This is a genomic window from Entomohabitans teleogrylli (assembly GCF_001484765.1).
Taxonomy (GTDB): Bacteria; Pseudomonadota; Gammaproteobacteria; order Enterobacterales; family Enterobacteriaceae; genus Entomohabitans; species Entomohabitans teleogrylli.
This window is the reverse complement of sequence record NZ_KQ947376.1, coordinates 47,815-69,840: the sequence shown is the minus strand read 5'-3', so window position 1 is coordinate 69,840 and position 22,026 is coordinate 47,815. Positions and strand designations below refer to the sequence as shown.

At 50.3% G+C, this 22,026-nt stretch carries 24 protein-coding genes and 1 pseudogene; 11 read left to right on the top strand and 14 right to left on the bottom strand.

The features are described from left to right. The first annotated feature begins 57 nt into the window (after positions 1-57). Positions 58-1,341 (top strand): YeaH/YhbH family protein, encoded by a 1,284-nt coding sequence (locus tag AQ981_RS00360; protein WP_058910304.1) that lies wholly within the window; start codon positions 58-60, stop codon positions 1,339-1,341. Positions 1,342-1,590: 249 nt separating this feature from the next. On the opposite strand, the gene AQ981_RS00355 is transcribed toward AQ981_RS00360, so the two are convergent. Then, entirely contained in the window at positions 1,591-1,971 is a 381-nt protein-coding gene (locus tag AQ981_RS00355; RefSeq protein ID WP_058910303.1) for a DUF1090 domain-containing protein, read from the bottom strand. Positions 1,972-2,179: 208 nt separating this feature from the next. Further along, on the bottom strand, positions 2,180-2,872 hold the full coding sequence (locus AQ981_RS00350; RefSeq protein ID WP_154675888.1) for a hypothetical protein: 693 nt from the start codon (positions 2,870-2,872) through the stop codon (positions 2,180-2,182). A gap of 630 nt (positions 2,873-3,502) precedes the next feature. Between AQ981_RS00350 and AQ981_RS00345 the strand changes: the two genes are divergently transcribed. Then, positions 3,503-4,000, top strand: a complete 498-nt coding sequence (locus AQ981_RS00345; protein WP_058909770.1) for a YbaK/prolyl-tRNA synthetase associated domain-containing protein — start codon at positions 3,503-3,505, stop codon at positions 3,998-4,000. Between the two features lie 140 nt (positions 4,001-4,140). Next, positions 4,141-4,587, top strand: a complete 447-nt coding sequence (locus AQ981_RS00340; RefSeq protein ID WP_058909769.1) for a DUF441 domain-containing protein — start codon at positions 4,141-4,143, stop codon at positions 4,585-4,587. On the opposite strand, the gene AQ981_RS00335 is transcribed toward AQ981_RS00340, so the two are convergent. The 5 genes from AQ981_RS00335 to AQ981_RS00315 all read right to left on the bottom strand — a co-directional run bounded on the left by AQ981_RS00335 (position 4,567) and on the right by AQ981_RS00315 (position 8,682). After that, the gene (locus tag AQ981_RS00335) at positions 4,567-5,262 is read right to left on the bottom strand and encodes an amino acid ABC transporter permease (protein ID WP_058909768.1); all 696 of its coding nucleotides are present in this window, start codon (positions 5,260-5,262) and stop codon (positions 4,567-4,569) included. The genes AQ981_RS00340 and AQ981_RS00335 overlap by 21 nt on opposite strands. Then, positions 5,252-6,037 carry an amino acid ABC transporter permease gene (locus AQ981_RS00330; protein ID WP_058909767.1) on the bottom strand — a complete coding sequence of 262 codons (786 nt, stop codon included), beginning with the start codon at positions 6,035-6,037 and terminating at the stop codon, positions 5,252-5,254. The genes AQ981_RS00335 and AQ981_RS00330 overlap by 11 nt, the downstream gene beginning before the upstream one ends. After that, complete coding sequence (locus tag AQ981_RS00325; protein ID WP_058909766.1) at positions 6,037-6,855, bottom strand: amino acid ABC transporter ATP-binding protein; 819 nt, start codon at positions 6,853-6,855, stop codon at positions 6,037-6,039. Before AQ981_RS00325 ends, AQ981_RS00330 begins: the two co-directional genes overlap by 1 nt. A gap of 1 nt (position 6,856) precedes the next feature. Beyond that, a complete protein-coding gene (locus AQ981_RS00320; RefSeq protein ID WP_058909765.1) occupies positions 6,857-7,672 on the bottom strand; it encodes an ABC transporter substrate-binding protein in 816 nt (271 codons plus the stop codon). Between the two features lie 194 nt (positions 7,673-7,866). Next, a complete protein-coding gene (locus tag AQ981_RS00315; RefSeq protein ID WP_058910302.1) occupies positions 7,867-8,682 on the bottom strand; it encodes an AraC family transcriptional regulator in 816 nt (271 codons plus the stop codon). 104 nt (positions 8,683-8,786) lie between these two features. Between AQ981_RS00315 and AQ981_RS00310 the strand changes: the two genes are divergently transcribed. After that, entirely contained in the window at positions 8,787-9,995 is a 1,209-nt protein-coding gene (locus AQ981_RS00310) for an MFS transporter (protein WP_058909764.1), read from the top strand. 2 nt (positions 9,996-9,997) lie between these two features. On the opposite strand, the gene AQ981_RS00305 is transcribed toward AQ981_RS00310, so the two are convergent. Beyond that, positions 9,998-10,699, bottom strand: a complete 702-nt coding sequence (locus AQ981_RS00305) for a CTP synthase C-terminal region-related (seleno)protein (RefSeq protein WP_058909763.1) — start codon at positions 10,697-10,699, stop codon at positions 9,998-10,000. 159 nt (positions 10,700-10,858) lie between these two features. On the opposite strand from AQ981_RS00305, the gene AQ981_RS00300 reads away from it, so the two are divergent. Together AQ981_RS00300 and AQ981_RS00295 are read left to right on the top strand one after the other, a co-directional pair. Next, on the top strand, positions 10,859-11,359 hold the full coding sequence (locus AQ981_RS00300; protein ID WP_058909762.1) for a 2-thiouracil desulfurase family protein: 501 nt from the start codon (positions 10,859-10,861) through the stop codon (positions 11,357-11,359). Continuing rightward, positions 11,359-11,706 (top strand): DUF488 domain-containing protein, encoded by a 348-nt coding sequence (locus tag AQ981_RS00295; protein ID WP_058909761.1) that lies wholly within the window; start codon positions 11,359-11,361, stop codon positions 11,704-11,706. The genes AQ981_RS00300 and AQ981_RS00295 overlap by 1 nt, the downstream gene beginning before the upstream one ends. On the opposite strand, the gene AQ981_RS00290 is transcribed toward AQ981_RS00295, so the two are convergent. Together AQ981_RS00290 and AQ981_RS00285 are read right to left on the bottom strand one after the other, a co-directional pair. Beyond that, complete coding sequence (locus tag AQ981_RS00290; protein WP_058909760.1) at positions 11,701-12,165, bottom strand: acyltransferase; 465 nt, start codon at positions 12,163-12,165, stop codon at positions 11,701-11,703. The genes AQ981_RS00295 and AQ981_RS00290 overlap by 6 nt on opposite strands. Positions 12,166-12,274: 109 nt before the next feature. After that, positions 12,275-12,493, bottom strand: coding sequence for a putative hemolysin (locus tag AQ981_RS00285; protein WP_420809735.1), 219 nt, complete (start codon positions 12,491-12,493; stop codon positions 12,275-12,277). A 438-nt stretch (positions 12,494-12,931) separates the two neighbouring features. Between AQ981_RS00285 and AQ981_RS00280 the strand changes: the two genes are divergently transcribed. Next, positions 12,932-13,372, top strand: coding sequence for an acetyltransferase (locus AQ981_RS00280; protein ID WP_058909758.1), 441 nt, complete (start codon positions 12,932-12,934; stop codon positions 13,370-13,372). Between the two features lie 298 nt (positions 13,373-13,670). Further along, on the top strand, positions 13,671-14,309 hold the full coding sequence (locus AQ981_RS00275) for a helix-turn-helix transcriptional regulator (protein ID WP_058909757.1): 639 nt from the start codon (positions 13,671-13,673) through the stop codon (positions 14,307-14,309). 1,245 nt (positions 14,310-15,554) lie between these two features. Here the strand turns inward: AQ981_RS00275 and AQ981_RS00270 are convergent. After that, complete coding sequence (locus tag AQ981_RS00270; protein WP_154675887.1) at positions 15,555-16,730, bottom strand: fimbrial protein; 1,176 nt, start codon at positions 16,728-16,730, stop codon at positions 15,555-15,557. Between the two features lie 414 nt (positions 16,731-17,144). On the opposite strand from AQ981_RS00270, the gene AQ981_RS27530 reads away from it, so the two are divergent. After that, positions 17,145-17,339 (top strand): hypothetical protein, encoded by a 195-nt coding sequence (locus tag AQ981_RS27530; protein ID WP_154675886.1) that lies wholly within the window; start codon positions 17,145-17,147, stop codon positions 17,337-17,339. Positions 17,340-17,755: 416 nt separating this feature from the next. On the opposite strand, the gene lpxP is transcribed toward AQ981_RS27530, so the two are convergent. Beyond that, positions 17,756-18,670, bottom strand: coding sequence for a kdo(2)-lipid IV(A) palmitoleoyltransferase (gene lpxP, locus AQ981_RS00265; RefSeq protein ID WP_058909755.1), 915 nt, complete (start codon positions 18,668-18,670; stop codon positions 17,756-17,758). A gap of 793 nt (positions 18,671-19,463) precedes the next feature. Then, entirely contained in the window at positions 19,464-20,396 is a 933-nt protein-coding gene (locus AQ981_RS00255; RefSeq protein WP_058909753.1) for a LysR family transcriptional regulator, read from the bottom strand. 92 nt (positions 20,397-20,488) lie between these two features. Here AQ981_RS00255 and AQ981_RS00250 point away from each other — a divergent pair, with 92 nt between their 5' ends. Continuing rightward, entirely contained in the window at positions 20,489-20,965 is a 477-nt protein-coding gene (locus AQ981_RS00250; protein ID WP_058909752.1) for a GNAT family N-acetyltransferase, read from the top strand. A 199-nt stretch (positions 20,966-21,164) separates the two neighbouring features. Further along, positions 21,165-21,340: pseudogene (locus tag AQ981_RS27960) on the top strand (helix-turn-helix domain-containing protein); the annotation flags it as partial. A gap of 126 nt (positions 21,341-21,466) precedes the next feature. Here AQ981_RS27960 and AQ981_RS00245 read toward each other — a convergent pair. Continuing rightward, on the bottom strand, positions 21,467-21,871 hold the full coding sequence (locus tag AQ981_RS00245) for a tautomerase family protein (protein WP_058909751.1): 405 nt from the start codon (positions 21,869-21,871) through the stop codon (positions 21,467-21,469). Positions 21,872-22,026 lie beyond the last annotated feature (155 nt).

The following is a 22,026-nucleotide window of genomic DNA, read 5'->3' as shown; positions in this document are numbered from 1 at the left end:
GCCACGAGCGTACTCGTGACCCTCTGCGCATCCGGCATTAGCAGTTTGGGGGGAATTATGACCTGGTTTATTGATCGCCGGCTTAACGGCAAAAATAAAAGCGCGGTTAACCGCCAGCGCTTTTTGCGGCGCTATAAGGGACAGATCAAACAGTCGATTTCCGAAGCCATCAATAAGCGTTCGGTCACCGACGTAGAGAGCGGCGAGTCGGTCTCGATTCCAACGGAAGACATCAGCGAGCCGATGTTTCATCAGGGCCGGGGAGGCTTACGCCACCGCGTACACCCCGGTAATGACCATTTCATTCAAAATGACCGTATTGAGCGTCCCCAGGGCGGCGGAGGCGGTTCCGGCGGCGGTCAGGGCCAGGCCAGCCCGGACGGCGAAGGGCAGGATGAATTCGTCTTTCAGATTTCCAAAGACGAATACCTTGATTTGCTGTTTGAAGATCTGGCCCTGCCAAACCTGAAGCGTAACCAGCAGCGACAGATCAATGAGTACAAAACGCATCGCGCCGGCTACACGTCAAACGGCGTGCCGGCCAATATCAGCGTGGTGCGTTCATTACAAAACTCGCTGGCGCGCCGTACGGCGATGACCGCCGGCAAACGCCGCCAGTTACGCGCGCTGGAGGAAGAGCTCGCGGATGTCGAAAACAGTGAACCCGCGCAACTGCTCGAAGAAGAGCGGCTGCGCAAAGAGATAATTGAGCTACGCGCGAAAATCGACCGGGTGCCGTTTATCGACACCTTCGATTTACGCTACAAAAATTATGAAAAACGCCCGGAGCCTTCCAGCCAGGCGGTGATGTTCTGCCTGATGGATGTCTCCGGCTCAATGGATCAGTCGACCAAAGATATGGCCAAACGTTTTTATATCCTGCTCTACCTGTTCCTGAGCCGGACCTATAAAAATGTCGATGTAGTGTATATTCGCCACCATACGCAGGCCAAAGAGGTGGATGAACATGAGTTTTTCTACTCTCAGGAAACCGGCGGCACCATTGTCTCCAGCGCCCTGAAACTGATGGATGAGGTGGTCAAAGCGCGCTACGACCCGGCCCAGTGGAACATCTATGCCGCCCAGGCGTCCGATGGCGATAACTGGGCGGATGATTCGCCGTTGTGTCATGAGTTGCTGGCAAAGCAGATCCTGCCGGTGGTGCGTTATTACAGCTATATCGAGATTACCCGCCGCGCTCACCAGACGCTGTGGCGCGAGTACGAGCAGCTACAGGCGACATTTGATAATTTCGCTATGCAGCATATTCGCGATCAGGAGGATATTTACCCGGTATTCCGTGAACTGTTTCAGAAACAGGGATCGGAAGCGCGGGCGTGATCGATAAAAAAATCAGCCAGCGATTTCGCTGGCTGATTTTCTTTATGCAATTCATTTCATGACCGCGGCAGAATCGCCCCGCGACAGCGGTTCAGTTTATCGACAGATAACGATGCATACTGCCCTGAATGAATAAAGAACCGCTACGGTAAATAGCGCCTGTAAACATGCCGGGCCATATCAGAAATGCCTGATAACTGGTCACTCATCAGACCCGCAGGAGATAAAAGCACCGGGGCAACAGGATAACTACAGCTCCGCCAGTGCCTGATTAAGCTCTTCCTGAGCATCGATAAGTCGCAAAGCTTTTTTACTGATTTTTTCCGTATCACCCTTGAGTTTTGCCTGTTCCAGTTCCTGGCGGCGCTCACTCACCTTCTTTTCCTTGTCGCGTATTTTCTCCCATGCGTCATCGTTGCGGGTCGATAGCGGTGCGCCATGGCAATATCGCTCGACGTTCGCCAGCGCTCTGTTAAGCCCTGCTACGCGGTGATAATTACCATACTGTTTTGCATACTCGATTTGTCTGAGAATGTTGCTTTTCTTTATTTCACATCCATTCTGGTACTGACCGGCGCTGGCGCTAAAAGCAACCACCAGTAAAAGGCATGAGCCAATTACCTTTTTCATAAAATTCATCCTTAATAATTTTCCTGATACGCCCACTGATTATCTGGTCAATATGTCAGTAATAAACCAGGAATGGTCTGTAATGTCCATTGCAAAAATTCCTGGTTCATTCAGGAAAACCCAGGATTATTCTTTCTGATAAGGTTTTTTCTTAAAAAATACCCATGGAGAAGACGATAAATTTTATAGCGCAGGCCATTTCGGGAAGCTAGAAACTAAGTGATTTTTCCGCCTGACGGCCGGAGAACCGGGCTGAAGTATTCTTTCTGAGCGCCCGTTCGCGCTTAGCGGCAATGATTCTGTTGGCTATTTTTTTCTCCATAATCATCATATCCCGGCACAAAAACCATGCGCAGGGATGCAGGCTGGAGAAACCGCGTCTTTTAAGAATTTTTAACCATCGCTGGTAAAGACTTTTCTCCTGCAGCCCCAAAATATTTGATAACATCGGTAGGTTGCCCCCTTCACACAGGGTATTAATGATCTGGATATCACATTCTGAAATCTTTGGCCTGGATAACGGTGAAAAAAATGCCTCCAGCAAAATATGGGCATACATTCGGGGTTCCAGACGAGGCAACGCATAAGGAAATGCCAGACGTTCTCCCGGGCACACCGCAATACGGGTTTCAAAAATACAGCGGCAGGCGGGTAAGAATTCACTGCTGACAATTTGGTTACGCAGGTACATATCAGTAATAGCAACCACTACCACTGAATCCGGCATTACCGGTTCGGTGTTAGCCGATAACGTCTGTAAATCCATGCCTGAGTAGGCATAGACTAACCTGCAGTTAATGTGGCTGTGCATACAAAACGATGCTACGCCCTGTAAATAAACACAGTCATCAGAAATAAAGGTGATAACCTCAGAAACGACCTTTCCGTTATGCTCCATCATATTAAAAAACAACCTGTGCTCCCTTCCCTTTAGCTACAGACGTCAGGCATTAAATACAAAAAATTAACTTATCACGATCTTTTATACTGTTAATAGCATTTTTTTCAGATCTATGATCCATCAAAGACATCACAAACAGAATTAAAATCTGTTGAATGATCGTTAAGTAGATCAAAGATCCGTAATATTAATAAAAATTGATCAGTTAAATAATAAAAACAAAAAAATCCAGAATATTGTTCTTGTTATTAATGGAAATAAGAGTCAGACTTTTTTCATATTTTCGCTACTTTTACGCGTGACTTATTCCTCGCAGCAATATTAGCGTCGGTCAATTCTGTTAACGGCATCCCGCAGCACTCGATAAGAAATACTTTTTCTTAACAGAGTTATCATTGCAAAAAGAATAGTTTCACCATTGCTTTCATGATGAAACAATTTCAACTCACGCTATTTATCATCTCTATATTTCAAGCCATCATTATTAATGATCTTATTATCACAAACTGTGACTATAACCTCCATTAGCCAGACAAAAACCGTGATAGAACCGAGCGCCGATATTTTCTCCCTTTAACCGATAAATGTTATGGTGTCCCCTGGTCGCAAAGCATTCAGGGGAGTCAGTGCATGTCAGGCGGTGAAGAGGTATTTCAGAAACTGATTACGCTATTACAGCAGCAAAATGCCGCATTCAGAATTATGGAACATGAACCGGTAGGCAAATGTGAGGCCGTTGCCGCTATCCGCGGTACCGCCCTCGGCCAGGGAGCCAAGGCGCTGGTCTGCAACGTAAAGGGAAATGGCGTCAAACAACATGTTCTGGCGATCCTCGGCGGCGATCGCCAGGCCGATCTGTCGTTGCTGGCGCAGCATATTGGTGGCCTGAAGGCTTCACTGGCCAGCCCGGCGGAAGTCGATGCGCTGACCCGCTGCCAATTTGGCGCGATACCGCCGTTCAGTTTTCACCCGGGCCTCAAACTGGTGGCTGACCCACAACTGTTCGGGCTCTATGACGAGATTGCGTTCAATGCCGGCTTACTGCATAAATCCATCATTCTGAATAGCGCTGATTATCTGCGTATCGCTCGCCCGGAGCTGATCGCTTTCCAGCGCCTGCAGCAGTAACCCCACCAGCATCTCCTCCGCCGGTGAAAGAAAGCGGCACATTTAAACGCTTCGGATAACGCCTGTAAAAAAAGCCTGTTTATTCACGCCGTTGCGCGTAAAGTAAACAGGCTTATCATTTCTGGCAAGGATTCACATTCATGTTCGACGTTACCCTGCTGGTCCTGCTGGGACTGGCCGCGCTCGGTTTTATCAGCCATAACACTACGGTTGCCGTCTCCATTCTGGTGCTGATTATTGTCCGGGTCACCCCGCTCAATACCTTCTTTCCGTGGATAGAAAAACAGGGGCTGTCCATCGGGATTATTATCCTCACGATTGGCGTGATGGCGCCCATCGCCAGCGGCTCGCTGCCGCCCTCCACGCTGTTTCACTCGTTCGTTAACTGGAAATCGCTGGTGGCGATTGTCATCGGGGTATTCGTCTCATGGCTGGGTGGGCGCGGGGTCACTCTGATGAGCAGCCAGCCGACGATTGTCGCCGGGCTGCTGGTTGGAACAATTATTGGCGTCGCGCTGTTCCGCGGGGTACCCGTCGGCCCGTTGATCGCCGCCGGTCTGGTATCGCTATTTATTGGCCGCCAGTAAATAGCGACGCTGCCAGCGCCCGGCCATTACGGCCAGTCCGCTGCACAGCAAGTAGTAAACCAGACCGGTAAAAATAAAAATTGCCGCCGGATAGATCTGTATCCGGTTATTCACCTGCCCGGCGATAGTGGTCAGTTCAGGCACATTCACGATAAAAGCCAGCGAAGTATCCTTTAATAATGCGATGAACAGCCCCACCAGCGACGGCAACACATTGCGCAGCGCCTGGGGCAGCAGTAACAGCAGAAGCGCCTGCCCGGCGCTGAATCCCTGACTCTGCGCGGCCTCATACTGCCCTTGCGGCAAAGCCTGGAGACCGGCGAATACCGAATGCATCACCGATGCCGATGTAAACCATGCCAGCGCCAGGGTCACCGTCAGGGCGCCGGGCAAATCGGCGCCGGTCAACGCAGGCAACAAATACCAAAGCCAGAAAATCACGAAAATCAACGGGATCCCGCGAATCAACTCCGCCCAGATAAACAGTAGTTTGCGTACCCGACCGGGCCAGCGCCAGGCAAGGCCCGCCAGCGCGATACCGCCGGGCAACGCCAGCATCCCCGCTCCCAGGGCCATCAACAGGGTGAGCAAAACGCCTCCCGGCTGCCCCTGCCCCACTCTTCCCCACAGCAGATAGTCGAGGTTATCGGTTATTACCCGTAATTCAGCAATCATCGGCAGCCTCGCTGAGCTTACGGCCCGGTGAGCGGCCAGAGACCGCAGCGCGCCGACCGCGACGCGGACCAATCCGCGCAAGCCCAAAGCTCATCGCCACGCCCAGTACCAGATACAGTAGCGTCCCGACGGCAAAGGCCTCCAGGGCATGGGCGTTATAACTTTCGATTTGCCTGACCTGACAGGTCAGTTCCGCGAAGCCAATAGCGCTGGTCAGCGAGGAGAGCTTCATCAAATTCAGGTACTGGCCGACAATCGGCTGCCAGGCATTTTCCAGCCCCTGGGGCAGCAGGATCCAGCGTAACAACCTCCATCCGGAAAAGCCCTGTGCCTGCGCCGCCTCGCGCTGACCGCCAGGTATCGCCCGCATCCCGGCGGTGATTTCCTCGATAAGAAATGCCGATGTAAATACCCCAAGCCCCCACGCCGCGCAGAGAAATTCCGGTGTCAGCCACCAGACATTGCCAGGCAACGTGGACCACATATGATCGTCATTGACGAAATCGCGCAGCGTCTGTGGCAGTAGATTCCAGGCCGCAAAATACCAGAACAGCAGTTGTACCAGCAGCGGGGTATTGCGAAACAGCGATACCCAGGCGGCGGCGATTCCACGCCCCGCCACACCTCCCGCCAGGCGCAGCGCCAGTAATAATATCGCCAGCAACGTAGCAAGGAATACGCCTGCCGCCGTCACCCAGAGCGTGGTAAGAAAACCGCTAATGATCCATTGCAGGGGCTGGCCCGCCAGTACGCCCTGCCAGTCGAAAAATGACATTAGTCCCGCGTCTCCTGATGCAGCGGATCGAGGACGTTGCGGAGAAAACGCCGCGCCCGCGGATGCTGCGGGTGGCTGAAGAAACGTGCCGGCGACGCCTGCTCCAGTATCTCGCCGCCGTCAATAAACACGACCCTGTCAGCGATTTCCCTGGCGAACGGCATCTCATGGGTCACCACTATCATTGTGATACCGCTGTGGGCCAGCGATTTCATCACCTGCAGTACTTCGCCAATCATTTCCGGATCGAGCGCCGAAGTCGGTTCATCGAACAACAAAATCGCCGGTGATGACGCCAACGCCCGGGCAATGGCCACTCGCTGCTGCTGACCTCCCGATAGCTGGGCCGGGTAATGGCGCGCTTTGTCGAGCAGCCCGACGCGTTCCAGCAATGCCTGCGCCCGCTGTTGAGCGGCGGCTTTTTGCCAGCCGTGAACCTGAGTCAGCGCCAGGGTAATATTCTCCCGGGCGCTCAGGTGGCTGTAGAGATTGAACTGCTGAAAGACGAAGCCGACCCGACTACGCAGTTCACGCAGCCCCCGGCCACGCAGCCCACGTGTAGAACGGTTATCGATCAGAATATCGCCGCTGCTCAGCGCTTCCAGTTGATTCACCAGTCGAATCAGGGTCGACTTCCCTGAACCGGATGGCCCGAGGATCGCCACTACTTCGCCGGGATTAACCGTGAGATTAATGCCGTTGAGCACCCGCTGATCGCCGTATTGCTTCACTACTCCACGAAATTCCACGCTGGCCTGCCGGAGCTGTGAAAATTCCGCGGGCGAAGCCGCGGAACCAGAAAATAGACCAGACAACATATTATTGCGCTTCTATTTTAAATGACCGGGGCTGCGGCGATGGCGTGGCGGGGCCAAACCAGGCGTCATAAATTTTTGCCGCTTCACCGCTGGCCTCCAGCTTCACCAGCTCGTCATTCACCGCTTTGAGTAGCGCCGGCTGTCCTTTCTTCACGCCGACGCCAATCTCTTCTTTACTCAACAGATCAGGCAAAATTTTGAAGCTGGCTTTATCGGGAGCGCCAGCCAACAAGCCGGCGAGGATGGTACTGTCCTGAGTGATGGCCTGTACGTTTCCGTTGCGCAGCGCGGTAAACGCCAGCGGGATATCGTCATAAGCCAGGACCCGGGCGGCAGGGAAACGCTGATGTAATGCCTGTTCTCCGGTAGTGCCTTTCACCGCGCCAATGCGCGCACGACCATAGTCGTCCAGTTTGTCAGTTGACGTAGCCGGCACCAGAAATTGTTGGCCAGTGACAAAATAAGGCGTTGAGAAATCAATGACCTGAGCGCGCTCCGGAGTAATGGTAATATCAGCGACAATCAAATCCGCTTTGCCGGACTGCAGCAGAGGAATGCGGTTTGCCGGATTGGTAGCCACCAGCTCCAGTTTTACCCCCAGCGATTTCGCCAGCGCCTGAGCGAAGTCCACATCGTAGCCCACCAGTTGATGAGTTTGCGGATCGACGGAACCAAACGGTGGGTTCGCGTCAAAGGTGGCGATTTTCACCACGCCGGCCTGGCGGATATCCGCCAGTTGATCGGCATGGGCGCCAGACGCTGCCAGGCCCAGTAGCGCCAGGACAAGCATTTTTTTCTGTGTGTGTGCGTAAGCCATAGTAGTCCCTGTAATCCCAAAGGTTTATCTCTCTGTGGTCCTACGCTCCCATAACTTAAAACCGCGCACCAATGCTTATATTTACTTTAGATATGCAAAAAAATGATGACCTGGCGCGTGATGGCATAAAGCGCTAACGGCATCGCAGCCAGACCCGTATGCACTCTATTTTTTGCTATCACCTACGGCTCAATTCAGGAGAAATCACCGCTTAGTTCCCCGGAAGAGAGCGCCTCCAGCGACGCCAGATACTTGCCAGGCGTTTGCCCCATGCCATTGCGAAACATGGTGATAAAAGCGGTAGTGGACTCATAACCCAGTTGCCGGGCTACCTGCTGTACGGCATCACCGCCAATCAGCAGGCGCAGGGCCTGAATCAGTTGTAGCTGATGACGCCAGCGCCGGTAGTTAAGCCCGGTCTCTTTTTCCACCAGTCTGGCGAGACTGCGCTCACTCATCGCCAGCGTCTTCGCCCATTCCGCCAGGGTACGCCGCTGTTCCGGATGGCGCGCCATAAAATCCACCATGCGGCGAATACGCGGATGTTCGGATACTGGCAGTTGTAACTGCTCCACCGGCTGGCGCGGCAACTCATCAAACAGTACCGCCACCAGGCGCCGGGTCGCTGGCGCATTCAGATTCTGCTGGCGATCGGCCAGCGTCAGGATCAGTTCACGCACCAGCGGCGAAATGCGCAGAGCGCAGCAATGTTCCGGCATCTCGACGGCGCCGGGCTCAATAAACAAAAAACACAGCCGGGCTTGCGCTGTCGCCCGATTGGTATGCGGCATACCGCCGGGAAGCCAGACCGCATACTGCGGCGGAACCATCCACATCGCCTGCGACACCTCGCAGGTAATACCGCCGTGCAGCGCCACGATCAGTTGCCCTTTGCGATGCTGATGGCGGGGTATTTCCTGCTCATTTTCAGTAACGCGAACCCGGAATGCCACCGCGGGATCCGCATGGTTATCCGGTTGATAGCCCTCAAGAGCCAGCCCTCTGTCCATCATATTGTCCGAATTTAGCGATAATTAGTCATTTTAGCTTGATTATACCATTCGCTGAACGCGGTATCGTAGCGCGACTGATTTATCCGGAGAGAATTACCCATATGAAAACCACCCCGGACCTGCGCACGGCGCTGCTGTTGCCCGGTATTTTGCTAATCGCCACCACGTTGCGGGTGGCTTTCACCGGCGTTGCGCCGCTGCTGGACACGCTACGCGAGGTATTTGGCTTAACCACCGCACAAACCGGATTACTGACCACCCTGCCGCTAATGGCCTTCGCCGTCGTCTCACCGCTGGCCGCCGCGATCGCCAACCGTGTCGGCACCGAACGCAGCCTTGGCGCGGCGCTGCTGTTGATATGCCTCGGCATTATCCTGCGCTCTTCAGGCCTGGTTACCCTGCTGTTCTTCGGCACCGCGCTGATTGGTTGTGGGATCGCCATGGGCAACGTCCTGCTGCCCGGACTTATCAAACGTGACTTTCCCGGCAAGGTAGCGAGGCTGACCGGCGCTTATTCGCTGACCATGGGCGTTGCCGCCGCGCTGGGCTCCCTGATGGTGATTCCGCTTATGGAATGGGGCGCCGGCTGGCAGGGCGCCCTGCTGGGACTGATGCTGTTTCCCCTGCTGGCGCTGTGCCTCTGGCTACCTCAGTTAACCTGCCGCTCCGCTGATCGTATCGGCACCGGCAGTGCCCTGAGCAGTCGGACAGTCTGGCATTCAGCGCTGGCGTGGCAGGTGACGCTGTTTCTCGGCATTAACTCACTGATTTATTATGTGATTATTGGCTGGCTGCCGTCTATTCTGGTCAGCAATGGCTACAGCGAACTTCAGGCCGGTTCGCTTCACGGTCTGATGCAACTGGCGACGGCCGCGCCGGGCCTGTTTATCGGTCTGTTGCTGAGCAAACTCAGCGATCAGCGCGGCATTGCCATACTGGTCTCTTTGCTGTGCGGTGTGGCGGTAACAGGACTGTGGCTGTACCCCGGACTGGCTACCCTGTGGGTGATGCTGTTCGGTTTCGGTTCCGGGGCCACCATGATTCTGGGTTTAACCTTTATCGGGCTGCGCGCCAGTTCAGCGCACCAGGCCGCGGCGCTGTCAGGCATGGCGCAATGTGTAGGCTACCTGCTGGCGGCCTGCGGCCCTCCGCTGATGGGGCGCGTCCACGACCTTGACGGCGGCTGGAGCATACCGCTGCTTAGCATCGCACTGCTCTCGGTAATAATGGCGCTGTCTGGCGCTGCATCGGGGCGCGATCGGGCGATCGCCGCCGCCGGAGACATCCAGCCCGGTTGCAGGCTGGAATAGAACTAGCGCGCCGCCGCGGACAGAAATGCCTGAACCAGCGGCGCGGGATGCCCTTTCAGCGCCGCACGCTCATGCTGGAATAGTGTGGCGACAAAAAACGGATGCCCTGACAGTTCCACCGCCCGAACCTCTCCCTGTTCATCCCAGCCGGTTACTTTTAAAGGCTCCCCGTCCAGCCTGGCGATAAAATCATCGGCGACACCATAGTTACAGCGATATTCCCCGTCAATTTCCGTCGTTCCCCAGGCCCGGGCAATCAAAGTATGGGAACGCAGTTCAACCATGGCGGTTTTTTCGACCAGCGAGCAACTCAGCGGTGTGACCACCAGACGTCCCTCGCTGTCGGTTTCCCCATGACCGGCATCCGCCCAGCCCAGAACGTTGCGGGCATATTCGACAATTACGTGCTGAAACCCACCACAGGTGCCGAGAAAAGGCAGTGCGTTTTCCCGGGCGTAGCGAATCGCCAGCAGCGCGCCGTCCATAGAGCGGTAAGGACTTCCGGGAACCACCCAGACAGCATCCACATCCTGGAGTAGCTCGACGGAAACCGCATCAGTGGCTATCCACGGGTATTCAACGGCGATATCCAGCACGGCGGCGGCGGCGTCCAGCGCCAGCGGAATAGCCCGGTGCGCAACAATATCGTCGCTATAGTCGCCAACCAGCGCAATACGAAGAGTGGGAGATGATGAAGATGGCATAGCAGGATTCCTTATGTCTCAACATGGCTGCATAAGGAATCTCAGAATACAGATCCAGGCAGCAAATCACAACCATTGCCGCGGCCGACGATAGACAATCATTTTCAGCGCTTTATCATCAGGGTATGGTGTGATTACCCGCAATAATTTGCCATAGTGATGAAAACGAAAATATTGGTTAGCGCTTGCCTGCTCGGACACCCGGTGCGTTACAACGGGAGTGCCAAATCCCACGACGCCGAATTACTGGCGCACTGGCAGGCTGAAGGCAGGGTCGTCGTCTTTTGTCCTGAACTGGCTGCCGGGCTGGCAACGCCGCGCCCACCGGCGGAAATTCAATCAGGAGACGGCGAAGCGGTTATTGCCGGCCGGGCGCAGGTGCGCGACAGAGAAGGCCGGGATATGACGCAACCGTGGCTACTGGGCGCCTGGCTTACGCTACGCAGCGCCGATATCCACCAGTGCCGCATAGCCTTTTTGACCGAAGGTAGCCCGTCCTGCGGTAGCCAGACTATCTATGACGGTACCTTCAGCGGCCGCCTGCGAACCGGAAGCGGTGTAGTCACTGCCCTGTTACGCCGCCATGGCATAGAAGTTTACTCACAGCACCAGACTTTGCTGGTGCAGAGTCGGTTACACGAGATGGACAAGGAGACATAATGATTCAGTGTAAACGCGTTTACGAACCGGTCGGCGCAGACGATGGCTACCGTATACTGGTCGATCGCCTGTGGCCGCGCGGGATCAAAAAAGCCGATCTGGTCTGCGATGAATGGTGTAAGGCGATCGCCCCATCCACCGATTTACGCAAAATTTTCCACTCCGGCGTGGTCGACTTCGCCCACTTCAATCAGCAATACCGCCAGGAATTAAAAGATAACCCGGAAGTCCATCGCCTGGCGGAAATTGCCCGGACCCGCACCCTGACACTGCTCTACGGCGCCAGAAATACCACTCAAAACCATGCCGAAGTACTGGCGGATGTACTGCGCAGCTATCCGCTATAACAGGCGCAGCAATCGCGCCGGATTACCGGCGTAAACGCCCTTGCGGGTAATTGACCGGGTGACCACGCTGCCTGCGCCAATCACCGCGCCGGCACAAATTTCCACAGCCAGAATCGTCGCGCCGCTGCCAATAGAAACGCCATCGCCAATAGTGATTCTCCCCCAGTTGTTCGGATCAGGATCGGGGCTCCCGTCACGGAACATATCATTGGCAAACATGACGCCGTGACCAATAAAACAGTCGCGCCCGATGGTGACGTATTCACAGATGAAACTGTGGGACTGTACCCGGGTACCCGTGCCGATAACACAGTGCTTCTGAATCTCCACGAACGGACCAATCCGCACATTATCCGCCAACTGGCAGCCATAGATATTGACAGGCTGAATGATTGTGACGTTGTCACCAAACTCTGTATTATTGATTCCGATATTACATAGAATCGGCGTTTTACTCATCGTGCTCTCCTGGCGCAGAAATGTGGGCTGGCGCTGACACCTCACCGCACTAACGCGAATAGCGCGCCTGGCGACGCTACCACCAGACAGCCGCGGCGCTGCATAATGATTACGGATGATCGCGGCGGAATAACGTCCACTCATCCACCACTTCCCCGGAAGGTAATTTGCAGTTACTGCGCACGCCCTGCGGGCTTTGTACCGGCACCAGCATGCCTCCCTGCTGTTCACAATGGACCGCAGCAGGATTAGGCATCCCCACCGATGGCGGCACAGGATCAGGCGAATCAGGCCCTGCGGAGTGGCAACCCGCCAGTAATACGGCGATAAACAAAGGTAGATATTTCACATCGCGCTCCTCAAAAATCTGGTCTCTGTCTGGTATACAGCATATTGACCACATCGCCACGCCCCTGTTCCCGGAATTCTGGCGTTGAGGTAAAGTTAAACCCTGCTTCAACTGCGTGCGGCCGGATGAGCACCTTCACATTTTCTCCATTATCCCCCCATGTTCTGTGCGTAAAGTAGCGCCTTGTTCTCCCTATTTCCCGGAGAACATCATTCCATAATCAACGAGTTTGACTTTGGCCCCCATCCCCCTGATCGGGGCCGCTTTTTTCACTATTCACCCAATACAAATCTCCGCCGGTCCGCTATCATTTCCTGCCTTTATAGTGAGGAGATTCTGTAATGCGAAAAATAACAATTATTGCGATTATCGTCGCCCTTGCGGTGTTTGCCTGGGACTACTTCGGAAAGTGACGTGATGCTTAGCGAGATACAAATACGCGCCGCCAGCCGGGATGACGATGATAGATTAATCGCACTCTGGCAACGCTCGGTCACTGCGACTCATCTCTTTTTGACCCCGGAAGATATTGACGGCCTGGCTCCCGTGGTTAGCTCCAGCCTTCCACTGCTGAATGTCTACGTCGCCGAAGACAGCAGTGTGATATCAGGATTTATCGCTATGGATGGCGAAAAAATTGAGATGCTGTTTATTGACGATTGCGCCCGCGGTAAAGGAATCGGTCGTTTGCTGCTGGATTTTGCCCGTCGTCAGTCTCCACAATTGAAAGTCGACGTTAATGAGCAAAACCCCCAGGCCAGAGGATTTTATGAGCACTACGGTTTTCATATCATCGGTCGTTCGTCCTGTGACGGGCAAGGCAATCCCTTCCCTCTGCTGCACATGGAATTAGGATAATTTATATCTGGCGCCTGCCGCCACGCAGGCGCCCGCAAAAATCCTTACGATTAAGGCGTTTCCATTATCGGTAATATCATGCCTTGCAAATACTTCTTTTGCTCATTTACATCATACAAATAAATTATTATTCGGTATTTCCTTATCAATGCAAAAAAATCTGAAAAGGATCAAATTTATACATTTCTTTAACATAAAAAATGCCCAATCCCGCTATACTTCTGACATACTTTGAAACAGTTTCCCCCTCTCTTTCCACGTCTTGTGGAATATTCTTATAAAAAGGAGATTTACCGCTATGTCTGTCTTTAACTCACCACAGCTACGCTATAAGTTTATTTACCTGACCAGTAACCCCTATCATGGTGTTGCCGTTGAATACATCCACAGTCAAACTTACAGCAATTCAGCCCTGCAGAAATTCCTTGGCGACGGGCTTCCTCTTTTTCTGACAGATAATTTGTTAAATGTTTATTTCTTCTGCCAGATACAGCAACTCTCTCAGGACATTCCCGGAGAACCGCGGCTCGATAAAATTACCATACAAATGAAAAACAGCGAGTTCAGAGGGAAAAGCCTGGATAATATATTGTTTTTTGTTGATATTTTTAATGCTAAAAACAACGCATTCCTTAGCCTTGACAGCATCAAATGCATCACCGGCGCAGAGCGGGCCATCCGCCAGTTTCTGAAACACTGCCTCTCCAGCCTGAAGAATGTTCAGGATCACTATAACAAACATCTGGTATTTTCAGCCCGGGAACAAAAAATTGGTTTTTTATTGCTACACGGTTTTTCTACCAGAGATATAGCAAGCAAACTAAATGTTAGTGATAAAAGCATTTATCGCGACAAAGAATTATTTCTTAAAAAGATACAGGAGCAGAGTAAAAGCTATGCCCGCTGTCCTCGCCGCACGGCGGCGCTTAACAATTAAAATAATTATCTATATAAATCTCATTTTCAACACCAGGGTTGCCCTCTTTATATTGCTATAGCAAAAAAGTCTACCCGGCGTGTGATATCAGCCAGGAGTCTGTTAATGTAAATGAATATCATTATCAGACTCTTTTTATTCATAAATGCAGAAAATTCTATATAATTATGTTTAAATTGATACAACCTGAATGCTGACTTTCATTTCTTTAAAAAAGAACAAGTAAATAAAGTTTACCTCAGTCATTATTACTCCACCAAAAAAATAGCCAATTAATTAACTCAGCACAATATTTAGAGAATTTCATTTGCTCACCAATTAAGGATAAAGGGAGTCATAGCCTATGATTGCATTTAACTCTCCCGGCTTGCGTTATAAATTTATCTTTCTTTAAAAAAATTACTACAGTGCTATTGCTATCGAATCATTGTATAAGTCAAGATATCAACAGTCTGCGCTCAGACAGGGGTTCAATGAGGATTTCCCGCTTTTCTTTATCGACAGCCTGAAGAGTATTTACCATTTCTGCGACAGCCCGGGTAGTATAACAAACCCGACGCTAAAGTCCGATCTATCTCTGTATGTGCGCTATGAAGGATTAAGAGAGGTCACTAATCTTCTGTTCTTTATTGATATTTTTGACATGAGGTATTCGTCCATTACTACCAGAATCACTTCCAATTTTTACCCATGATAAAGCCATGGGGCAATATCAGGGTTGTAAATTACGCCATCGGGCATAGACAGGCATGTTTATTTTTTGATACTGATGCGGTGTAGTATTTTCTACTTTATAAGAGGCTTTAAGCCAGGCATCGTTTGATGCAATCACTATGGTTCGCGAAACAGGTTCAATCAACGACATTTGCCGCAGCAATACATTAAGGCATTACGCGACGATCTGGCATGACTCCGTTCATATCCGCGGGGTTTCAGGGCAGGCAGCGAACAAAAGAGAGATCGTAAGCCGTTGCCAGCAAAGACAAAAAAATCACCATATGGGTAATCACACGAATCGTTTTGTCCATTGATACCTCCACAGTTCGTCAGACTGGCAGGTAGTGTACGACACTATTATGGAGAAACAATGGATATGGAGAACAACGAGCAAAATGCCGCATTCGCGGCATTTACGATCGATAACAAACTTCATCTCATTACCAAACTTACCAATATCACCAGAAATAAAACACGGAAAATCAATTTGTTGATTTCTGGCTGACACGCAAACGGCTGGCACAGCTTCTATTGATAGTTAATAGTAAATTCAACCGCCGAATCAGCCTTCCCCGCCGACATGGCAGTGTTACCGTTAATCAACCCATAACGGGCTTTCAGCGGTATAGTGTAACCAGAGATACGACTTAACAGACTGAGCCCGCTATCCGCTGCGACGCCTGAAAAAGAGCTGGTCAACACATTAGCGCCAGAGGCATTCTGGATTTCCAGGCATGCGCCTCCGGCCATGTCAGATGATGAGGTAAGTTTCGCACATTTACCGCCGCTGGCCAGGGTTTCATAGCCTTCAACAGGGTTCAGTAATACTTTTATCGCATTCGTTGTATCAGGCATTCCGGAAACCGGCTCCACCCCTTCCCCCAGCCACTGGTTAGTAGCAGAAGTAGGCACTTTGGTAGTCCTGTCATAGCGGCCGTACATAGGTGGGCAGCTCAGCAAATTGACTGAAAAATCCACCCAGCGAGTATTGACGACACTGCCGTCAATAGCATTTTGCCCCATAGGTACAACGACATCCGGCGTCTCGCAAGTGCCAGCAACCACATTAACACTCCCCGCAATATGAATTCTCAATCCATATTCTTTATTGACGCCCTGTGCTTCAGGCGCTTCACGATACATAATGATGGGTGGTAACGAGACAGGAACATTCCATACACCAGCCGGAATATCGCCGGTTTTAACGAAAACAATATCCAGAAAATAGTTGTTATAGTATCCAGCAGCCCCCTGCAAAGAGGACTGCGCGATGATAGAACCTGTCATTGAATAGGGGAAAGCGTAATTCCCGCCGGTACTTGTCGCCCAGATGATTGCCACCCCAATACCTGGGATCCCGGTATTATAAGCATTATGACCGGAATATGTCCCGGTAATAGCCGGCAGTGCACCTTCGGTAGTCCAGTATGTATATACCGGAGTTGTTTCCGTAGATTCGCTGTCTGTCCGGCAGTAAAACCCCAGTGGGGTAGGATCTACCATTTTGACTGTCTGGCGGAATAATACGCCACCAACCGGGAGATCTCTTAACGCGCTGATATTAACCCCTTCCGCTACCACTGGCGCATTGGTATCCAGAAAATCGGTACGCTGTGACCAGCTTCGGGTGCAAGTGATTGTCGCATGCAGCAATGATGACCACCCTGTTATGATTAATAAAAACACCACCGTGAATAGTTTCATATTTTCTGTCTCATCATTCCATCGATTTATACAACCTGGGATCGCCTGCGATGCTGGTTATCGTCCTCCGCCACAGTTATCTGAGCTTGCTACATTTCTGGCAAACGCGGATTAAGAATACGTTTTGGCGTGTTCATTTAGTCACGATAAAGAGTTCTCTTATTCCTTCGCAATATGGCGAACCACGTTATTCTGGCCATGGCATATCAGGGCTTAGATCAAAAATTCGTCAGATAAAATTGTATCAATAATTCGTCATTACCAGATGCAATGCATTATTAAAACTCTAATTAAGGAAAGGTAGAACAAATTTCCATAATTAATAGCGGCTGAATTTGATGTATCTTATCTGCATTTTAGGATTAATCAATAGTGATTCCCGCCAATCAATCAACCGAAAACGATGGAACAACCATGAAGTCCTTCCGTTTCCTTTCTATAACAATACAATTACAACACATTGATATAAAACGAAAATATAAAAATAAAGCCCCAAAAAAAGCCCCTCAGAATCCAAATAATGCAGAGCACTCCCACCAGAGAATCACTTCAATAAGTCACCACGTTGCAGATGATTACATCAATCAAAATAAAGAAAGCGATATTTAAAATCACCATGTGTTTTATGCTAAGTGATAAATTTTAATATTTTATTTAAAATAGAAACTCAGTATTTTTCGGAAAAATTCTTAACCGGATAATAAATGTTAAAAGGTAAATAATTCCTGGAAATAAATTAGTCGCAAGAGAATATCAGGCACTTATTGCAGGGAGAGGTAAGAAAAGGGATTAATTTTTATCACTACCGTCTATGTGGATTAAAAAATATTGACGCAAAGAGCATCTTTCCAGCCAACGGGAATCGCCCGGATTCAATCTATGCCGTTCATCACTATTACTGTCGTAGTGTTTATACACTGCCTGGCCTCCTGACAGGATAGCGCGCCCTGTAAAAACAGGGCGCGCTGCGATGATTGAAGGTTTAACACAGGGTGTTGAAATTCATCCAACCGCAACTGACCATATCAATACAATGAAACTTCGCCCACCGGTCGGGTTTTGAAGCGCCGGTGAACCCACAGATACTGCTCAGGGGCGCGCATGATCTCTTTCTCTATCACATGGTTGATGTACCCGGCAGCCTTAATACCATCTTCTTTCGGATAGTCCGCCATCGTTTCACTGATATGCAGACGGTAACCTTTTTTATCCTCTTTACGCACCATGCTGATGCAGAGCAAATCAGCGCCCGAGAGACGCGATAGAACCCAGGTTCCGTTGGTGGTGGCGGCGTGGGAAACCGAAAAGAAAGGCGCAAATACGCTGCCCTTTGGACCATAATCCTGATCGGGAGCAAACCAGACAGCCTCACCGGCTTTCAGCGCCTGAACCAGGGCACGCAGATTATTACGATCAATCATTGCCTTGTTGGAACGCAGTCGCCCTTTAGTCTGCACCCACTCCATTAACGGGCTATTATGTGGGCGATAAGTCGCCATCATTGGTCGGCATAGCCCCATCACACGCCCGCCCAGTTCCAGAGACATGAAGTGTATCCCAACCACCATCACGCCTTTTTTCGCGCTCAGCGCACGAGTGAGGTTGTCATAACCTTCGACATCAAACCATTTTCTCACCCGGGCATCGCTCCAGAACCACGCCATCCCCGTCTCGATCAGCCCCATCCCGAGTGAACTGAAGTTCTGCTCAACCATTTTTTCCCTGGTGGTCATATCCATATCGGGGAAGCAGAGCTCAATGTTTCTGAACGCGATTCTCTCCCTTCTTTTCAAAAAGAATCTTGACGCTTTGCCGAGGGAAGAACCAATAAAAGAGAGAACCGGGTAAGGCAACTGGACCAACAGCCAGAGAACCCCCAGACCAAACCACGTCAGCCAGTTTTGCGGACGAAGCAATTTTTTGTCGAATTTTTTAGACATCATTTTTCCTTGAACCATGGCAGCCAGGTAACGCGTAAGGAAAAACGAGTCCACTCATCAGTCTCTATGCGGTACGTATGAACGTCAGACAGCATTGCAGACTATAGATTCCCACTTTGTCGCTTTTATTGCTGTCGGAAAAATAAAAAGCGCTGGAGGAGAGTCTGGAACGCGGTAACCTTCTGAATAACATCCTACATTTGAAAAAGCGCAATAGTGTATTTATTTGTAAGAATAAGAAAATTCCAGCGAACTTTCCTATACCAGAAAATATCACCACTGGGTATCTGGTTAATCCTGATAACACTTGACATAACTGTCATTATCTTAAAACTTTGCAGGATTTTACAAAATGCAGCAAAGATCTCCCTTGCTATTAATAAAAACTTCATTTTTGAACAAGCGTCATGGTATAGCGGATTTAACGTAGTTGAAACCCTTACCTGACAAAGGGGCACTGGCGCGTTTTCCGGTCCTCGGCAAAGGACAAAATCAGCGTTTCCTTTACATACTTTTAGTAAATACTCATACAGCGAAATGATTATATCATCTAATATCCCAGATATCACAGCCCACCAGCCCCGGGTATTAAAATACATGATATCCTGTCTGTTTTCCTGTTGGCTGGAATTGTATCCATCCACTACCCCGGGAATGCATCATGAAAGGTGCATTTAACCATTATATAGCAGCTCCCCGGTTGCTTTTGGCAGGATATTATTAAGCCATCATAAAGCCGTAGTTAATATTGTGAGATTCTAAAAAACACCTGGTAGTGAGCGCGTTTATGCGCTTATCTCCCTGAGTAAACCTCTTTCGCCAGCATTTGCAATATCGTCTTGAGCCATTTCGTTGCGCCTCGTTCACCACTGCGCTTATGTGAATAAATCTTTACTTCAAACGGGGGGATATCAAACGGCAATGCAAAAATCTTGATATTCGCTGCCGCAATTAATTTCTCAGCGGCAAAACGCGGAATTGCCATCAGCAAGTCGCTTTCGGCAATAATAAATGGCGCACTAAGCATGGACGGCGTTTTGATGGTTGTTTGTCGTGTATAACCCATCTGCTCAAGCTGTAAATCCACAACCCCCTGCTTCTCATTCCAGGGCGTTACCACCAGATGGCGGGCGGCGAGATAATCCTCCAGCGTCAGTTGTGTTCGGTTTTTGTTACTGATGACGACATACTCATCTGCGAACCAGGTGATCTCTTCCAGTTCCGGATGTCGAATATCATCCGAGGCGCTGAATCCAAGCGCCAGGTCCACTTCCCCCGCCAACAGTTCTGTTAACGCCAAACTGTGCGGCAAGTAGAGTAACTCAAAACGCAAACCGGGTGCTTCATGTTGTAGTTTGTGCATGAGGGCCGGAAAAATACAAAACGCAGTAAAATCGGTAATCGCCATCTGTAAACGCTCTGTACTACTGGAAGCTTCAAACTCCGGCTGCGGCGTCAGCTCCTGGTTAAGGAGTTTCAGCGACGAAGCAATTGAAGGCGCGAGCTGTGTAGCATATACGCTGGGACACATACGGTGGCCTTCCCGGTAAAATAGCGGATCATTAAGGGTGATACGTAGCCGGGACAGCGCATGGCTGAGCGCCGATGTGCTCATCGCCAGCTCATCCGCCGCCAGCCGAACGGAACGATGACGATAAATCGCATCAAAAACAGGCAGGAGGTTCAAATCAAGACGTCTCAGTACAGGATGCATAATATTCATCATTTAGTGATTTCATTGCACTTAATTCGCCTGACAATAACCCTTATGCTTAACACCATCAATGTCTACACCATACAGAAATGACAGGAAAGTTAATGAGCATGACGATTCGCCAGGCCCGCCCGGAAGATGCTGCGGCAATTTACGATATGATCTATGAGCTGGCGGTGTATGAAAAAGCGCCGGAAGAAGTGGTCACAACACCCGATGAGATCCGGGAAACCCTTTTTGGCGCAGGCAGTAAGACCGAAGCATTGATCTGTGAAATTGAAGATAAAATTGTAGGGTATGCCGTTTTCTTTACCAGCTATTCCACATGGCTTGGACGTAACGGTATCTATATGGAAGATTTGTACATTTCTCCTGCTTATCGCGGTAATGGTGCAGGAAGGGCAATGCTGAAAAATATCGCACAGTGTGCCGTCGAGCGACAGTGCGGCCGTCTTGAATGGAGCGTGCTGGACTGGAATCAGCCCGCCATTGATTTTTACCGGAGTATTGGTGCGTTGCCGCAATCTGAATGGGTACGCTATCGCCTTGATGGTGAAGCGCTGCTGAAATTTGCCGAATAGCGCCTTTACAGGCCCCCGCAGGAGTGGCGTTTTGTGATCTTCCCGGCAATAGTGGATATGCAACTCAGTGAGTGAACTCTCAGGCAGAGCCATCTCTCCCCACTAAACCGTGCCGGGCTAAACTGGAGTAACCGGTCTGTTTTTGATCTTGCCGGAAGGAATATCCACCATGAAAAAGACCCGTTATACCGAAGAACAGATAGCACGAGCTGGTCTGCCACCCAAACGAGCATGCGCGCTATCGCTATTGCACTTAATCGTGGCCTTTCGACGATCTCACGAGAAATTCAGCGCAATCGTGTCAAACGCGATTACAAAACCGTTGACGCTGATAATCCTGCCAACAGGATGGCTAAACGACCAAAGCTGTGCTTGCAGCCTGCCTTTATGCAATACAGAGCACCGTAGGCGCCATGTTTGCTTTCCCTGTTTCGGGTAAGAATAATGGTTTCATTAAATCATTATTCTGGCTGATTTTTCATCATTTCAGGATACTTACAATTAAAGAAACTCATCTTTATGCTGATATCTGTATTCCTGAGTGATGCCGGTATAACCATAAGAAGCGGCTTTGCAGTCAATGACATGTACATTTGAATGTGGGTGTAAATTACCGATAATGCTGTTCATTGCCTCATAAACAGCTTTCTGATACTCCGCTTTTTGCTCTTTAGTACACGTTTCATCAACCACTGTGACTTCAAGTCTGAATGAGTTCCTCCCCCAGTCTGTGAGGCTTTTCCCATCAATAAACCAGTCATCGTAATCGACATACCTGACGATGACCATGGTATTAGCTTTGCTTTTGTTAAAAATCCTGCAAGTTAAATCTGTCGCTAAATCAACACATTTCTGAGTGAGTACGGCGTTTTTATCGCCTGATAATGTCAATGTGATTCCGGGCATTTTTACCTCCAGCGCTTCAGTTCTTTCTGGTTTTATCAGATGGTTATTTTTTGATCAATAAAGTTCTGACCCTGGCAGCAGATAGCGCCAATATGCTGGTTATGACGTTGTACGAGTATAAACACATACAATCTCCTGGCTAAAAACGTGTAAAC

Bases quoted from the DNA above. Each gene is read 5' to 3' on its own strand.
- AQ981_RS00360 (WP_058910304.1), top strand. From the start codon at position 58: ATGACCTGGTTTATTGATCGCCGGCTTAACGGCAAAAATAAAAGCGCG.
- AQ981_RS00355 (WP_058910303.1), bottom strand. From the start codon at position 1,971: ATGAAAAAGGTAATTGGCTCATGCCTTTTACTGGTGGTTGCTTTTAGC.
- AQ981_RS00350 (WP_154675888.1), bottom strand. From the start codon at position 2,872: ATGATGGAGCATAACGGAAAGGTCGTTTCTGAGGTTATCACCTTTATT.
- AQ981_RS00345 (WP_058909770.1), top strand. From the start codon at position 3,503: ATGTCAGGCGGTGAAGAGGTATTTCAGAAACTGATTACGCTATTACAG.
- AQ981_RS00340 (WP_058909769.1), top strand. From the start codon at position 4,141: ATGTTCGACGTTACCCTGCTGGTCCTGCTGGGACTGGCCGCGCTCGGT.
- AQ981_RS00335 (WP_058909768.1), bottom strand. From the start codon at position 5,262: ATGATTGCTGAATTACGGGTAATAACCGATAACCTCGACTATCTGCTG.
- AQ981_RS00330 (WP_058909767.1), bottom strand. From the start codon at position 6,037: ATGTCATTTTTCGACTGGCAGGGCGTACTGGCGGGCCAGCCCCTGCAA.
- AQ981_RS00325 (WP_058909766.1), bottom strand. From the start codon at position 6,855: ATGTTGTCTGGTCTATTTTCTGGTTCCGCGGCTTCGCCCGCGGAATTT.
- AQ981_RS00320 (WP_058909765.1), bottom strand. From the start codon at position 7,672: ATGGCTTACGCACACACACAGAAAAAAATGCTTGTCCTGGCGCTACTG.
- AQ981_RS00315 (WP_058910302.1), bottom strand. From the start codon at position 8,682: ATGGACAGAGGGCTGGCTCTTGAGGGCTATCAACCGGATAACCATGCG.
- AQ981_RS00310 (WP_058909764.1), top strand. From the start codon at position 8,787: ATGAAAACCACCCCGGACCTGCGCACGGCGCTGCTGTTGCCCGGTATT.
- AQ981_RS00305 (WP_058909763.1), bottom strand. From the start codon at position 10,699: ATGCCATCTTCATCATCTCCCACTCTTCGTATTGCGCTGGTTGGCGAC.
- AQ981_RS00300 (WP_058909762.1), top strand. From the start codon at position 10,859: ATGAAAACGAAAATATTGGTTAGCGCTTGCCTGCTCGGACACCCGGTG.
- AQ981_RS00295 (WP_058909761.1), top strand. From the start codon at position 11,359: ATGATTCAGTGTAAACGCGTTTACGAACCGGTCGGCGCAGACGATGGC.
- AQ981_RS00290 (WP_058909760.1), bottom strand. From the start codon at position 12,165: ATGAGTAAAACGCCGATTCTATGTAATATCGGAATCAATAATACAGAG.
- AQ981_RS00280 (WP_058909758.1), top strand. From the start codon at position 12,932: ATGCTTAGCGAGATACAAATACGCGCCGCCAGCCGGGATGACGATGAT.
- AQ981_RS00275 (WP_058909757.1), top strand. From the start codon at position 13,671: ATGTCTGTCTTTAACTCACCACAGCTACGCTATAAGTTTATTTACCTG.
- AQ981_RS00270 (WP_154675887.1), bottom strand. From the start codon at position 16,730: ATGAAACTATTCACGGTGGTGTTTTTATTAATCATAACAGGGTGGTCA.
- AQ981_RS27530 (WP_154675886.1), top strand. From the start codon at position 17,145: ATGAAGTCCTTCCGTTTCCTTTCTATAACAATACAATTACAACACATT.
- lpxP (WP_058909755.1), bottom strand. From the start codon at position 18,670: ATGTCTAAAAAATTCGACAAAAAATTGCTTCGTCCGCAAAACTGGCTG.
- AQ981_RS00255 (WP_058909753.1), bottom strand. From the start codon at position 20,396: ATGATGAATATTATGCATCCTGTACTGAGACGTCTTGATTTGAACCTC.
- AQ981_RS00250 (WP_058909752.1), top strand. From the start codon at position 20,489: ATGAGCATGACGATTCGCCAGGCCCGCCCGGAAGATGCTGCGGCAATT.
- AQ981_RS00245 (WP_058909751.1), bottom strand. From the start codon at position 21,871: ATGCCCGGAATCACATTGACATTATCAGGCGATAAAAACGCCGTACTC.